Here is a 13,418-nt window from a genome sequence, read left to right on the forward strand (position 1 = left end):
AGGCCCCCGGCCGGCTCGGGGCGCTGTGGCGCGGCTGCCTGGTCGTGTTCCAGTCGATCCTGGCGGTCGCGTTCGGGGCCGGGCTGTTCGTCGCGTTCGACGAGCTGTGGCGCTGGAACAGCATCGTGGCATTGGTGCTCTCGGTGCTGGTCATCCTGGGCTTGGTGGTGGGGGTGCGCGTGGTGCGCAAAACCGAGGACATCGCCAGCACGCTGATCGCCGTCGCGGTGGGGGCGCTGATCACCCTGGGGCCGCTGGCCCTGTCGTTACAGTCGGGCTAGCCGGATCCACCCAGAACCCACCCAGACCATTGCGCCCAGCGATCAAAGTCGGCCTGTCGACGGCGTCGGTGTACCCGCTGCGGGCCGAGGCCGCGTTCGAGTACGCGGACAGGCTCGGCTACGACGGCGTCGAGCTGATGGTGTGGAGCGAATCGGTCAGCCAAGACATCGCCGCCGTCAAGAAGCTGTCCCGCCGCTATCGCGTCCCGGTGCTGTCCGTGCACGCGCCCTGCCTGCTGATCTCGCAACGGGTGTGGGGCGCCAACCCGATTCTCAAGCTGGACCGCAGCGTGCGGGCCGCCGAACAGCTCGACGCGCAGACCGTCGTGGTGCATCCGCCGTTTCGCTGGCAGCGCCGCTATGCGGAGGGGTTCAGCGACCAGGTCGCCGCCTTGGAGGCGGCCAGCGACGTGAAGGTCGCCGTCGAGAACATGTTCCCGTTCCGTGCCGATCGGTTCTTCGGCGCGGGCCAGTCCCGGGAGCGCATGCGCAGGCGCGGCGGCGGACCGGGCCCGGCGATCTCGGCGTTCGCGCCGTCCTACGACCCGCTGGACGGCAACCACGCAAACTACACGCTGGATCTGTCCCACACCGCGACCGCGGGCTCCGACTCCCTCGACATGGCCGAGCGGATGGGCGAGGGCCTGACCCACCTGCACCTGTGTGACGGCAGCGGCCTGCCCGCCGACGAGCACCTGGTGCCCGGGCGCGGGACCCAGCCCACCGCCGAGGTGTGCCAGATGCTGGCCGGTGGCCGTTTCTCCGGCCACGTGATCTTGGAGGTGTCCACGTCGAGCGCGCGCAGCGCCAGCGAGCGTGAAAGCATGCTCGCCGAGTCGTTGCAGTTCGCCCGCACGCACCTGCTGCGCTGACCCGCCCGCACAACCCAGGAAGAACTCGGGAGAACCTTGACGGCGTTATTCACCACCGCAATGACCCTGCGGGAGGTCGGCCCTGGCGTATTCGAGGGCGAGCTCGACAAGCACTGGACCATCGGACCGAAGGTGCACGGTGGCGCGATGCTGGCGCTGTGCGCCAACGCCGCCCGCACCGCGTGCGGCGGGCAACCGGATGGACCCGAGCCGGTTTTGGAACCGGTCACAGTGTCGGCCAGCTTTCTGTCGGCGCCCGATCCGGGGCCGATGCGGCTGCTGACCTCGTTCCGCAAGCGCGGCCGCCGCATCAGCGTCGTCGACGTCGAGCTCATGCAGGGCGAGCGCACCGCGGTGCACGCCGTGGTCAACCTCGGGCAACCGGAGCACTATCCCCCCTGCGGCGCCCCCGGCGCCGCAGCCGCACCGCTGCTGTCGGCGAACCCGGTGCTGGGACTGATGGCCCCCGAACCGCCCGACGACGTCGAGCCCATCGGGCCCGGCCACCCCCTGGCCGGACTGGTGCATCTGGGCGAGGGATGCGACGTGCGACCCCTGCTGTCGACGATGCGGCCCAGCAACGGGCACCCGCCCATGATCCAGATGTGGGCGCGCCCCCGCGGCGTGGCTCCCGACGCGCTGTTCGCGCTCATGTGCGGCGACCTGTCGGCCCCGGTGACCTTCGCCGTGGACCGCACGGGCTGGGCACCCACCGTCCAACTGACGGCCTTCCTGCGCGCCCTGCCCGCCGACGGCTGGCTGCGGATCATCGCGACCTGCATGGAGATCGGCCACGACTGGTTCGACGAGGACCACATCGTCGTCGATCACCTCGGCCGCCTGGTGGTGCAGGCCCGGCAGCTGGCGATGGTGCCCGCCGCCCGCTAGCTAGCGGGCGCTGTCTGGAATGCTTTCCGCATGGCAAGAATCGCGATCATCGGCGGCGGCAGCATTGGCGAGGCATTGCTGTCGGGCCTGCTGCGCGCGGGCCGACAGGTCAAAGACCTGGTCGTGGCCGAACGGATGCGGGAGCGCGCCGAGTACCTGGCCGAGACCTATTCGGTGCGGCTGGCCTCGGTGAGCGACGCCGTGGACAACGCGACCTTCGTCGTCGTGGCGGTGAAGCCGGCCGACGTCGAGACCGTGATGGGGGAGCTGGCCCGGGCGGCCGCCGCGGCCGAGACCGACACCGCCGAGCAGGTTTTCGTCACCGTCGCGGCGGGCATCACGATCGGCTACTTCGAATCCAAGCTGCCGGCCGGAACGCCGGTGGTCCGGGCGATGCCCAACGCCGCGGCGTTGGTGGGCGCGGGGGTGACCGCTCTGGCCAAGGGCCGCTTCGTGACCGAACCACAGCTGGAAGAGGTCTCGGCCCTGTTCGACTCCGTCGGCGGCGTGCTGAGCGTCCCCGAAACCCAGATGGACGCCGTGACCGCGCTGTCGGGGTCCGGTCCGGCCTATTTCTTCTTGATGGTCGAGGCCCTGGTCGACGCCGGCGTTGCGGCGGGCCTGAGCCGCTCGGTCGCCACCGACCTGACGGCGCAGACGATGGCCGGCTCGGCGGCGATGCTGCTCGAGCGCATGGATTCCGATCGATCGGCCGAGCGGGAGGCGCTGGGGGCGCGCGCGGACGCCACCGCGGCGCAGCTGCGCGCGACGGTCACGTCGCCCGGCGGCACCACCGCCGCTGCGCTGCGCGAACTGGAACGAGGGGGATTGCGGGTGGCCGTGGACGCGGCCGTTCAGGCCGCAAAAAGGCGCTCTGAGCAGCTAAGAATTACATCGGAATAATTCATGATTTCCGGACTGATTGTCCCTCACCAGTACCATTAACCCCACTAGTCCCGCTATTCTCCTCTTTGTATGCACGTGTGGGTGCCAGCGGAGGGGAAGCCGCTGGCATTGCGCGGGCCTGACACGATTGGGTTGCGATGACGTCTACGAACGGGCCATCGGCACGAGATTCCGCTGCTAAGGGGCGGGACTCCGGTTCCGGCGATGGCCAGCAGGCCAGGACACAATTTTTGACCGTCGCGGAGGTGGCAGCACTGATGCGGGTCTCCAAGATGACGGTCTACCGGTTGGTGCACAACGGCGAGCTGCCGGCGGTTCGCGTTGGGCGGTCCTTCCGGGTGCACGCCAAGGCCGTCCACGACATGCTGGAGACGTCGTACTTCGACGCGGGCTGACCTGCTCCCCGCGCCGCCGGTTTGGTGTTCCACGCTGTCCGCCGGGTAAAGTGTCCGGGTCAAGTAGGAGCAGGTCACCGGTCAGATAGCGGAGTTCATGGGTTCAGTAATCAAGAAGCGGCGCAAGCGCATGTCGAAGAAGAAGCACCGCAAGCTGCTGCGTCGCACCCGGGTGCAGCGCAGAAAACTTGGCAAGTAAGCCCAAGTAAGCCCAGCCGACCGCCGCGTCGCCGTAACGCCGCCGTCTCGCCCCCCGTTAGGCTGTTCGGGTGGATCAGTCGAGTGGGGAAGGCGCCGGAACCGGCACCGTGCACTACCCCAAGGTTGTCCTCGTCACCGGCGCCTGCCGGTTTCTGGGCGGCTACCTGACTGCCCGGCTCGCGCAGAACCCCTTGATCAAGGGGGTCATCGCGGTGGACGCGATCGCCCCCAGCAAGGACATGCTGCGCCGGATGGGGCGCGCCGAGTTCGTCCGCGCCGACATTCGTAATCCCTTCATTGCCAAAGTGATTCGCAACGGCGAAGTCGACACGGTGGTGCACGCCGCGGCGGCGTCGTACGCGCCGCGATCCGGTGGCAGCGCGGCGTTGAAGGAAATCAACGTGATGGGCGCGATGCAACTTTTCGCGGCCTGTCAGAAGGCGCCTACGGTGCGCCGCGTCATCCTCAAGTCGACCTCCGAGGTGTACGGGTCGAGCGCGCACGATCCCGTCATGTTCACCGAGGACAGCAGCAGCCGCCGGCCCTTCCGCGACGGTTTCGCGAAGGACAGCCTCGACATCGAGGGTTACGTGCGCGGGCTGGGGCGGCGACGCCCCGATATCGCGGTGACGATCCTGAGGCTGGCCAACATGATCGGCCCGGCGATGGACACCTCGCTGTCGCGCTATCTGGCCGGGCCGTTGGTTCCGACCATGTTCGGCCGCGACGCGCGATTGCAGCTGCTCCATGAGCAGGACGCGCTGGGCGCCCTGGAGCGCGCGGCGATGGCGGGCAAGGCCGGTACGTTCAACATCGGCGCCGACGGCATCATCATGCTGTCGCAGGCGATCCGGCGGGCGGGCCGAATTCCCTTGCCGGTGCCCGGTTTTGGCGTGTGGGCGCTGGATTCGCTGAGACGGGCTAACCGCTATACCGAGATCACTCGCGATCAGTTCGAGTATTTGAGTTACGGCCGCGTCATGGACACCACGAGGATGCGAACAGAGCTCGGCTACCAGCCGAAATGGACGACGGCCGAGGCGTTCGACGACTACGTCCGCGGCCGCGGCCTGACTCCCATAATCGACCCCGATCGGGTACGCTCCCTGGAGGGTCGCGCCATAGCGTTAGCGCAGCGCTGGGGAAGCCGAAATGCAATTCCATGGGGTGGGGGCAGGTAGGTATCGTGGCTGGCGAAACCAGAGCGAACGTCATTCCACTGCATACAAATCGGGGTCGGGTAGCGGCGCGGCGTAGAGCCGATCAGCGGGCTGAGTCGTCCCGTCAACATCCCTCGTTGCTCTCGGATCCGGGCGGTCGGGCGTCGGCCGAACAGATCGCCGCGGTCGTTCGCGAAATCGACGAACACCGCCGCGCCGCCGGTGCGACATCCACGGCCGAAGCGCCGCTCAACGATCTCGCGCAGAAGGTCGCCGGGGTCGCGGGCTTCCTGCGCCAGCGGTTCATGGGCGACTACACCGTCGACGAGTTCGGCTTCGATCCGCACTTCAACAGCGCGATCGTTCGGCCTTTGCTGCGCTTCTTCTTCCGGTCGTGGTTCCGGGTCGAGGTCAGCGGCATCGAAAACCTGCCGAGCGACGGCGCCGCGTTGGTGGTGGCCAATCACGCCGGGGTGTTGCCGTTCGACGGGTTGATGCTGTCGGTGGCGGTGCACGACGAGCACCCGGCGCAGCGCGACCTGCGGCTGCTGGCCGCCGACATGGTGTTCGACCTGCCCGTGGTCGGCGAAGCCGCCCGTAAGGCGGGCCACACCATGGCCTGCACGACGGACGCGCATCGCCTGCTGGCCGCCGGCGAGCTCACCGCCGTGTTCCCGGAGGGCTACAAGGGGCTGGGCAAGCGGTTCGAGGACCGCTACCGGTTGCAACGGTTCGGGCGCGGCGGCTTCGTGACGGCGGCGCTGCGTACCAAGGCCCCGATCGTCCCGTGCTCGATCGTCGGTTCCGAAGAGATCTACCCGATGCTCACCGACGTCAAGCTGCTGGCCCGGCTGTTCGGATTGCCGTACTTCCCGGTCACCCCGCTGTTCCCGCTGGCCGGGCCCGCGGGCCTGGTGCCGCTGCCGTCGAAGTGGCGCATCGCGTTCGGTGAGCCGATCTACACGAACGACTACGCCGCGTCCGACGCCGAGGACCCGATGGTCACGTTCGAGTTGACCGATCAGGTGCGCGAAACGATCCAGCAGACGCTGTATCGGCTGCTGGCCGGCCGCCGCAACATCTTCTTCGGCTGAGCTTTTCGCTACTTGACCAAGGTGAACTGGCACACGTTGGTGTAGCCGTCGCGGAACAGGTCCGAGCAGCCCCGCAGGTAGCGCAGGTAGATGTCGTAGGTCTCCTGCCCCTTGAGGGCGATCGCCTCGTCCTTGTGCGCCTCGAGCGCATCGGCCCAGGCCGTCAACGTCGGAACGTAGTTTTTTCCGATGAAGTGATGCCGCTCGATTTTGAAACCGGCCTCGGTGGAGTACCGGTCGACCTGTTCGACCTGAGGCAACCTACCGCCCGGGTAGATCTCCTTGAGGATGAAGCTGATGAACCGCAGCAGGCTCATGGTGGTCTTCAGGCCCATCTGCTTGCCTTCCTCGGCGGTGGGCACCACGATGCTGTGCAGCAGCATCCGGCCGTCGTCGGGCAGCAAGTTGTAGAACTTCTTGAAGAAGACGCCGTAACGCTCGTACCCGGCGTCGCCGGCTCCGTCCGCGAAGTGCTCGAACGCGCCCAGCGACACGATGCGGTCGATCGGCTCGTCGTCGGGGAATTCCTCCCAGCCCTGGATCCGCACCTCCTTGCGGCGGGGGCTGTCCATCTTGTCGAATTCGGCCACACAATGGGCGTACTGGTTCTCGCTCAGCGTCAGGCCGATGACGTTGACGTCGTATTCCTCGACGGCGTGGCGCATGGTCGAGCCCCAGCCGGAGCCGATGTCGAGCAGCGTCATACCGGGCTCCAGGTTGAGTTTGTCCAGGGCGAGCTTGCGCTTGGCGTACTGGGCCTCTTCCAGCGTCTTAGTCAGATTCTGCGGATCCGGATTTTCGTCGAAGTAGCCACAGCTGTAGGTCATCGACGGGTCGAGCCACAGCTTGAAAAACTCGTTCGATTTGTCGTAATGGGATCGGACTGCCTCGACCGGCGGCTTCAGCTGGGTGCCACCCGATTCGCTCTGTGACATTGGAATCGCCCCTACTTTCCGGCTGATATGGATGCGACCGCGGCGACGGTTTCTTCAGCGCCTGCGTCCTGGTGTGCGGCTTCCCCCAGCATCGTAACGACACTAGTGACGACCGGCTTGCCCTCAGCGTCAGTGACTTCGCTGCGGATCTCAACGATCACCGCGCCGTGGGATTCGATCACCGAGTCTAAATAAGTGTCGAAGTACAGCCTATCGTGGGCCAGGATCGGGCGGTGATACAGGAATTTCTGGTCGCGGTGCATGATCCGGGCGATGTTGATCGGGATGTTGAACTTGGTGAAAATCTCCAATTGCACGCGCCGCCCGGCGATGGCCAAGAAGGTCAGCGGCGCCACGAGCGCGGGATAGCCGGCGGCGGCGGCGTCGGCCTCGCTGTAGTGCATCGGGTTATCGTCTTTGATCGCCTGCGCGAACTCCCGAATCTTTTCGCGCCCGACCTGGAAATAATCCGGTGCCCGGTAGTGGCTGCCGATGAGTCCTTGGGCCGATTCTGGGATTGTCATGCCGCTGTGCTCCCCGCTCGAATACGTCTCAGCGGCGCAGCCTATCAGCGCGATTGCCGCCGCGACGCCAGTGCCGCCAGCGCGCCACCGGCCGCGCCCAGGGCCAGGGCTGACGGCACCCCGATCCGCGCGGCCTTGCGGGCGGTGCGGAAGTCGCGGATTTCCCAACCTCGTTCGCGGGCCAGGGCCCGCAGCCGTGCGTCGGGGTTGATGGCGACCGCCGTGCCGACCAGCGACAGCATGGGCACGTCGTTGTAGCTGTCGGAATAGGCGGTGCAGCGCTTGAGGTTGAGGCCCTCGCGGATGGCCAGCGAGCGCACGGCGTGGGCCTTGCCGGGGCCGTGCAGGATCTCGCCGACCAGCCTGCCCGTGAACACGCCGTCGACCGATTCGGCGACGGTCCCCAGCGCGCCGGTCAGCCCGAGCCGGCGCGCGATCGTCGCCGCGAGCTCGTACGGCGTCGCGGTGATCAGCCACACCTGCTGGCCGGCGTCGAGGTGCATCTGCGTCAGCGCGCGCGTGCCGGCCCAGATCTTGTCGGCGATGATCTCGTCGTAGATCTCCTCGCCCAGCGCCACCAGCTGCTGGACCGAGCGGCCTTCGATGAAGGCGAGCGCCTTGCGCCGGCCGGCGGCCACGTCGTTGCTGTTCTCCGTGCCCAGCAGTTGGAACTTGGCCTGCGCGTAGATGAATCCGAGCACGTCGCGGTAGGTGAAGTAGTGGCGCGCGGCCAGCCCGCGCCCGAAGTGCACCGCCGAGGAGCCCTGCACCAGGGTGTTGTCCACGTCGAAGAACGCGGCCGCGGTCAGGTCGATCGGTGGCTGCGGGTGACCACCTTCGGGGGCGCTGGCCTGCAGGTCCTCCAGCGCGCGTTCGGCGCTCGCGTTGTCGACCAGCGCGTCCAGATCGGCGCGGCCGGTGGGGTCCGCGCCGCCCGGCTCAGAGGAAGCCGATGAAACCAAGGCCCAACCTCCTAGCTCCCCGTGCCGCCCGGTAATCCGTGGGATGACCGGTATCAACCCTATCCGGCGGACGGCCGGGGCGGATTGCGCGCCTGAGGCGTCAGGTCAGGACCACATGCCCAAATTCGTTGCCATGGCGCCGGTGTAGTGGCCGTGCGCCGTCTCGCCGGCGGCCCGCAACCGAGCCAGGGCTTCGCGCATCATCGCCTCGCCGCGGGCCCAGTGCCGATGCGCCTCGGCGTGGGCCGCCGCGCCGCTACCGGTCCACGTGGAGTGCAAAGCGCTTACCAGAGAATCAATTTCGGCCAGCATGCCTTCGGCGTAGCGCGCAAATTCCGACATCCGTTGCACCGCATCGGCCAGCGCCTGCGGATCCACCCGAAACGACTCAGTCACGGCGCACCCCGCGCAGCGCGTGGGCGGATGTCGCCTCGTTCTGCTGGTAGAGCCCGCCGGCCTGGCCTACCAACCGCGCCAGCATCGACAGGCCCAGCTCTACCTCGCCGGCGCCGCGGTGCCACAGCTCCCACGCGGAGGCGTAGGCGCCTCCCGACGTTCCGTGCCAGCCGCCCAGCATCTCGCGCACCTGAGCGTTGAGCTCCGCGAACTGGTTCCGCAGCTCCCCGGCGCGACCCGACAGCGCCTCGGCGAAGCCGCGCATCGCCAGCGGGTCGACCTGCACCGCGTCCTCGGCAGCCACAGCGGCAACCTAACCGCCGCGGCCTGGCCCCACAATTCACCCGCTGCCACACTGGTGGCCATGACGCAGGGCACACGCCGCCCGCGGGTGGAGCTGCTGACGCGCGGCGGCTGCACGATCTGCGCGCGGGTGCACGCCCGGCTGGTCGAACTGGCCGACGAGCTGGGCTTCGAGCTGGCCACGACCGACGTCGACGCCGCCGCGGCGGCGGGCGCGCCGGGGCTGCGGGCGGAGTTCGGCGATCGCCTCCCGGTGGTGCTGCTGGAGGGGCGGGAGCACAGCTACTGGGAGGTGGACGAGCCGCGGCTGCGCGCCGACCTCGCGCGGTAGCGGCGACCAGTTATTTGGTAGCCCAGCTGATTAACGATTACCGTGGACAGCAGTTCAGTTACTGGGGAAGCAAGGGAGCTGGCCAGGTGATGCTGCCGTGAGCGTCCTGCTCTTCGGGGTTTCGCACCGCAGTGCGCCGGTCTCCGTCCTGGAACAACTCAGCATCGACGAATCCGATCAGGTCAAAATCGTCGATCGGGTGTTGCAGTCGCCGCTGGTGACCGAGGCGATGGTGCTCTCGACGTGCAACCGGGTCGAGGTCTACGCCGTCGTCGACGCGTTCCACGGCGGGTTGGCGGTGGTCGGGCAGGTGCTGTCGGAACACTCCGGGATGTCGATGGGCGACCTGACCAAGTACGCCTACGTGCGTTACAGCGAGGCCGCCGTCGAGCACCTGTTCGCGGTGGCCAGCGGCCTGGATTCCGCGGTGATCGGCGAGCAGCAGGTGCTGGGGCAGGTGCGCCGCGCCTACGGGACCGCCGAGGCCAACCGCACCGTCGGCCGGGTGCTGCACGAGCTGGCCCAGCGGGCGCTGTCGGTGGGCAAGCGGGTGCACTCCGAAACCGCCATCGACGCGGCCGGCGCCTCGGTGGTATCGGTGGCCCTGGGCATGGCCGAGCGCCGGCTGGGCGGGCTGGCGGGCAAGTCCGCCGTGGTCATCGGCGCCGGGGCGATGGGCGCGCTGTCCTCTGCGCACCTGGTCCGGTCCGGCATCGAGCACGTCGGGGTGGTCAACCGCTCGGCGTCCCGCGCGCAGCGGCTGGCCCGCAAGATCCGCGAATCCGGCGTGCGCGCCGAGGCGCTCACCCTGGACGGGCTGGCCGACGCGCTGGCGGACGCCGACGTCGTGGTCAGCTGCACCGGCGCGGTCAGTCCGGTGGTCTCGCTGGCCGACGTGCATCACGCGCTGGCCGCGGCCCGCCGGGACGAGGCCGCCCACCCGCTGGTCATCTGCGACCTGGGCATGCCGCGCGACGTCGACCCGGCGGTGGCCGGACTGCCCGGGGTGTGGGTCGTCGACGTGGACCGCGTGCAACGCGAGCCGTCGGCCCACGCGGCGGCCGCCGATGTCGACGCCGCGCGCCACATCGTGGCGGCCGAGGTCGCCACCTACCTGGCGGGGCAGCGGATGGCCGAGGTCACCCCGACGGTGACGGCGCTGCGCCAGCGTGCCGCCGACGTCGTCGAGGCCGAGCTGCTGCGCCTCGACAACCGGCTGCCCGGGCTGGAAAGCGCCCACCGCGAGGAGGTGGCGCGCACCGTTCGCCGCGTGGTGGACAAGCTGCTGCACGCGCCCACCGTGCGGATCAAACAGCTCGCCAGCGCGCCGGGCGGCGACAGTTACGCCGAGGCGCTGCGCGAACTCTTCGAACTTGACCAGACCGCCATAGACTCCGTAGCCGCCGTCGGTGCTAGCGAATTGCCCCCGGTATCAAGCGGATTCGACGGCGGCACGCCTCAACAGTCGGGCGAGTAGCCGATTGGCGCACGTGATCCGGATAGGCACCCGGGGCAGCCTGTTGGCCACCACCCAGGCCGGTGTCGTCAGAGACGCCTTGATCGCCAACGGCCATCCGGCCGAATTGGTGACCATCAGCACGGCCGGCGATCGGTCGTCGGCGCCCATCCAGACCCTGGGCGTGGGCGCCTTCACCACCGCGTTGCGGGAGGCCATCGACGATGGCCGCGTCGACGCGGCGGTGCACTCGCACAAGGATTTGCCCACGGCCGACGACCCGAGGTTCACCATTGCCGCGATACCGCCGCGCAACGACCCCCGCGACGCGCTGGTCGCCCGCGACGGGCTGGTGCTGGGGGAGTTGCCGGCGGGTTCGCTGGTGGGCACGTCGTCGCCGCGCAGGGCCGCACAGCTTAGAGCATTGGGTCTCGGTTTGGAAATCCGCCCCCTACGAGGCAACCTAGATACCAGGTTGAACAGGGTAAGCAGTGGTGATCTTGACGCGATCGTGGTTGCCAGGGCCGGTCTCGCCCGGCTGGGCCGCCTCGACGATGTCACCGAGACGCTAGAGCCGGTGCAGATGTTGCCAGCACCGGCTCAGGGCGCGCTCGCCGTCGAGTGCCGCGCCGGTGCCGAGTTGGTGGCGGTGCTGGCGGAGTTGGACGACGCCGACACGCGCGCGGCGGTCACCGCGGAGCGAGCCCTGCTGGCCGAACTGGAGGCCGGTTGCTCGGCACCGGTGGGTGCGATCGCCGAGGTGGTCGAGTCCATCGATGAGGAGGGGCGGGTCTTCGAAGAGCTGTCGCTGCGCGGCTGCGTGGCGGCGCTGGACGGGTCCGACGTGATCCGCGCGTCCGGCATCGGCACTCCCGGTCGGGCACGGGAGTTGGGGCTCTCGGTCGCCGCCGAGCTGCTCGAGCTGGGGGCCGGAGAGCTGATTGGGGGAGCGCGGCAAGACCCCGCGCGAGGAAACTGAAGAGAGTCACTTGGGAGCGACAATGACGACGCGAGGGCGTAAGCCGAGACCGGGCCACATCACGTTCGTGGGCTCGGGCCCCGGCGACCCGGGATTGTTGACGACGCGGGCGGCCACGGTGCTGGCCAACGCCGCCTTGGTGTTCACCGACCCCGACGTGCCCGAACCCGTGCTCGCGCTGATCGGTAAGGACCTGCCGCCGGTCTCCGGCCCGGCGCCGGCCGGCCCGGCCGTCAACGCGGACGGCAAGGGCCCAGGGGCCGGGGATGATCGGGCCCAGGCCGCACCGGCGGTGATCTCCGGTGGCCCGGACATCCGCCCGGCGCTGGGCGAGCCCGCCGAGGTCGCCAAAACTCTTGTCGCCGAGGCCCGTTCGGGGGCCGACGTGGTGCGGCTGGTGGCCGGCGACCCGCTGACGCTGGACGCGGTGATCACCGAGGTGAACGCCGTCGCGCGCAGCCACCTGCACCTCGAGATCGTGCCCGGCCTGGCCGCCACCAGCGCCGTCCCGACCTATGCGGGGTTGCCGCTCGGCTCGTCGCACACGGTCGCCGACGTCCGCGACCCGCATGTGGATTGGGACGCTTTGGCGGCGGCGCCCGGCCCGCTGATCCTGCAGGCCACCGGCTCGCACCTGGCCGACGCGGCCCGCGCCCTGATCGAGCACGAGCTGGCCGAGACCACCCCCTGCGTGGTGACCGCGCAGGGCACCACCTGCCAGCAGCGCTCGGTCGAGACCACGCTGCACGGCCTGACCGATTCGGCCGTCCTGGGTGGCAACGACCCGGCCGGCCCCATGACCGGGCCGCTGGTGGTGACCATCGGCAAGACGGTCGCCAGCCGGGCGAAGCTGAACTGGTGGGAGAGCCGCGCGCTGTACGGCTGGACCGTGTTGGTGCCCCGCACCAAGGACCAGGCCGGTGAGATGAGCGAGCGGCTGACGTCGTATGGGGCGCTGCCGATCGAGGTGCCGACGATCGCCGTCGAGCCCCCGCGCAGCCCCGCCCAGATGGAGCGGGCCGTCAAGGGCCTGGTCGACGGCAGGTTCCAGTGGGTGGTGTTCACCTCCACCAACGCGGTGCGCGCCGTGTGGGAGAAGTTCGGCGAGTTCGGCCTGGACGCCCGCGCGTTCTCCGGGGTGAAGATCGCCTGCGTCGGCGAGTCGACGGCCGACCGGGTCCGGGCGTTCGGGATCAGCCCCGAGCTGGTGCCGGCCGGCGAGCAGTCCTCGCTCGGGCTGCTCGACGACTTCCCGCCCTACGACAGCATTTTCGACCCGGTCAACCGGGTCCTGCTGCCGCGGGCCGACATCGCCACCGAGACGCTGGCCGAGGGGCTGCGCGAGCGCGGCTGGGAGATCGAGGACGTCACCGCCTACCGGACCGTGCGCGCCGCGCCGCCGCCGGCGGCCACCCGCGAGATGATCAAGACGGGCGGCTTCGACGCGGTGTGCTTCACCTCCAGCTCGACGGTGCGCAACCTGGTCGGCATAGCCGGCAAGCCGCACGCGCGGACGATCATCGCCTGCATCGGCCCCAAGACCGCCGAGACCGCCGCGGAATTCGGCCTGCGGGTGGACGTGCAGCCCGACACCGCGGCCGTCGGCCCGCTGGTCGACGCGTTGGCCGAGCACGCCGCGCGGCTGCGCGCCGAGGGGGCGCTGCCGCCGCCGCGTAAGAAGAGCCGCAGGCGCTAAGTGATTGCCGCGCGGGCGAGCCGGGGGCACCACCCGCTT

General features: G+C 69.2%; 15 protein-coding genes and 2 pseudogenes. 12 read left to right on the forward strand and 5 right to left on the reverse strand.

Annotation, left to right across the window (positions count from 1 at the left end):
• The 8 genes and pseudogenes from BN4348_RS58665 to BN4348_RS58700 form a co-directional block, all read left to right on the forward strand.
• Window positions 1-281, forward strand: a pseudogene (locus tag BN4348_RS58665) (hypothetical protein); the annotation flags it as partial.
• Between the two features lie 29 nt (window positions 282-310).
• On the forward strand, window positions 311-1,153 hold the full coding sequence (locus BN4348_RS58670; RefSeq protein WP_066917721.1) for a sugar phosphate isomerase/epimerase family protein: 843 nt from the start codon (window positions 311-313) through the stop codon (window positions 1,151-1,153).
• A 36-nt stretch (window positions 1,154-1,189) separates the two neighbouring features.
• Window positions 1,190-2,041, forward strand: coding sequence for a thioesterase family protein (locus tag BN4348_RS58675; protein WP_066917722.1), 852 nt, complete (start codon window positions 1,190-1,192; stop codon window positions 2,039-2,041).
• A gap of 24 nt (window positions 2,042-2,065) precedes the next feature.
• Window positions 2,066-2,944: pseudogene (gene proC, locus BN4348_RS58680) on the forward strand (pyrroline-5-carboxylate reductase); the annotation flags it as partial.
• A 140-nt stretch (window positions 2,945-3,084) separates the two neighbouring features.
• On the forward strand, window positions 3,085-3,342 hold the full coding sequence (locus tag BN4348_RS58685; protein WP_066917724.1) for a cell division/environmental response transcriptional regulator: 258 nt from the start codon (window positions 3,085-3,087) through the stop codon (window positions 3,340-3,342).
• Between the two features lie 97 nt (window positions 3,343-3,439).
• Window positions 3,440-3,541: a 30S ribosomal protein bS22 gene (locus BN4348_RS58690; RefSeq protein WP_003402602.1), complete on the forward strand. Its 102-nt coding sequence runs from the start codon at window positions 3,440-3,442 to the stop codon at window positions 3,539-3,541.
• 70 nt (window positions 3,542-3,611) lie between these two features.
• A complete protein-coding gene (locus BN4348_RS58695) occupies window positions 3,612-4,724 on the forward strand; it encodes an SDR family oxidoreductase (protein WP_066917725.1) in 1,113 nt (370 codons plus the stop codon).
• A complete protein-coding gene (locus tag BN4348_RS58700; protein WP_096866243.1) occupies window positions 4,706-5,797 on the forward strand; it encodes a lysophospholipid acyltransferase family protein in 1,092 nt (363 codons plus the stop codon). Before BN4348_RS58695 ends, BN4348_RS58700 begins: the two co-directional genes overlap by 19 nt.
• An 8-nt stretch (window positions 5,798-5,805) precedes the next feature.
• Here BN4348_RS58700 and cmaA2 read toward each other — a convergent pair whose 3' ends face one another.
• The 5 genes from cmaA2 to BN4348_RS58725 form a co-directional block, all read right to left on the reverse strand.
• Window positions 5,806-6,732 carry a cyclopropane mycolic acid synthase CmaA2 gene (cmaA2, locus tag BN4348_RS58705; protein ID WP_066917726.1) on the reverse strand — a complete coding sequence of 309 codons (927 nt, stop codon included), beginning with the start codon at window positions 6,730-6,732 and terminating at the stop codon, window positions 5,806-5,808.
• Window positions 6,733-6,743: 11 nt separating this feature from the next.
• Window positions 6,744-7,256 carry an FAS1-like dehydratase domain-containing protein gene (locus BN4348_RS58710; RefSeq protein WP_066917727.1) on the reverse strand — a complete coding sequence of 171 codons (513 nt, stop codon included), beginning with the start codon at window positions 7,254-7,256 and terminating at the stop codon, window positions 6,744-6,746.
• Between the two features lie 44 nt (window positions 7,257-7,300).
• Window positions 7,301-8,218: an HAD family hydrolase gene (locus BN4348_RS58715; protein WP_066917728.1), complete on the reverse strand. Its 918-nt coding sequence runs from the start codon at window positions 8,216-8,218 to the stop codon at window positions 7,301-7,303.
• A gap of 105 nt (window positions 8,219-8,323) precedes the next feature.
• Window positions 8,324-8,614, reverse strand: coding sequence for a WXG100 family type VII secretion target (locus BN4348_RS58720; RefSeq protein ID WP_066917729.1), 291 nt, complete (start codon window positions 8,612-8,614; stop codon window positions 8,324-8,326).
• Window positions 8,607-8,918, reverse strand: a complete 312-nt coding sequence (locus tag BN4348_RS58725; RefSeq protein WP_066917730.1) for a WXG100 family type VII secretion target — start codon at window positions 8,916-8,918, stop codon at window positions 8,607-8,609. The genes BN4348_RS58720 and BN4348_RS58725 overlap by 8 nt, the downstream gene beginning before the upstream one ends.
• A 60-nt stretch (window positions 8,919-8,978) precedes the next feature.
• On the opposite strand from BN4348_RS58725, the gene BN4348_RS58730 reads away from it, so the two are divergent.
• The 4 genes from BN4348_RS58730 (at window position 8,979) to BN4348_RS58745 (ending at window position 13,379) form a co-directional block, all read left to right on the forward strand.
• Entirely contained in the window at window positions 8,979-9,248 is a 270-nt protein-coding gene (locus BN4348_RS58730) for a glutaredoxin family protein (protein WP_066917731.1), read from the forward strand.
• A 97-nt stretch (window positions 9,249-9,345) separates the two neighbouring features.
• Entirely contained in the window at window positions 9,346-10,725 is a 1,380-nt protein-coding gene (locus BN4348_RS58735; RefSeq protein ID WP_066917732.1) for a glutamyl-tRNA reductase, read from the forward strand.
• Window positions 10,726-10,738: 13 nt separating this feature from the next.
• Entirely contained in the window at window positions 10,739-11,683 is a 945-nt protein-coding gene (gene hemC / locus BN4348_RS58740) for a hydroxymethylbilane synthase (protein WP_066917750.1), read from the forward strand.
• A gap of 22 nt (window positions 11,684-11,705) precedes the next feature.
• Window positions 11,706-13,379 carry a bifunctional uroporphyrinogen-III C-methyltransferase/uroporphyrinogen-III synthase gene (locus BN4348_RS58745; RefSeq protein WP_066917733.1) on the forward strand — a complete coding sequence of 558 codons (1,674 nt, stop codon included), beginning with the start codon at window positions 11,706-11,708 and terminating at the stop codon, window positions 13,377-13,379.
• Window positions 13,380-13,418: the final 39 nt, after the last annotated feature.

The organism is Mycobacterium interjectum, assembly GCF_900078675.2.
GTDB classification, from domain to species: domain Bacteria; phylum Actinomycetota; class Actinomycetes; order Mycobacteriales; family Mycobacteriaceae; genus Mycobacterium; species Mycobacterium interjectum.

Excerpts from the sequence above, each read along its gene's own strand:
- BN4348_RS58745 (WP_066917733.1), top strand. The coding sequence starts at position 11,706 with ATGACGACGCGAGGGCGTAAGCCGAGACCGGGCCACATCACGTTCGTG.
- BN4348_RS58690 (WP_003402602.1), top strand. The coding sequence starts at position 3,440 with ATGGGTTCAGTAATCAAGAAGCGGCGCAAGCGCATGTCGAAGAAGAAG.
- BN4348_RS58700 (WP_096866243.1), top strand. The coding sequence starts at position 4,706 with ATGGGGTGGGGGCAGGTAGGTATCGTGGCTGGCGAAACCAGAGCGAAC.
- BN4348_RS58685 (WP_066917724.1), top strand. The coding sequence starts at position 3,085 with ATGACGTCTACGAACGGGCCATCGGCACGAGATTCCGCTGCTAAGGGG.
- cmaA2 (WP_066917726.1), bottom strand. The coding sequence starts at position 6,732 with ATGTCACAGAGCGAATCGGGTGGCACCCAGCTGAAGCCGCCGGTCGAG.
- BN4348_RS58730 (WP_066917731.1), top strand. The coding sequence starts at position 8,979 with ATGACGCAGGGCACACGCCGCCCGCGGGTGGAGCTGCTGACGCGCGGC.
- BN4348_RS58710 (WP_066917727.1), bottom strand. The coding sequence starts at position 7,256 with ATGACAATCCCAGAATCGGCCCAAGGACTCATCGGCAGCCACTACCGG.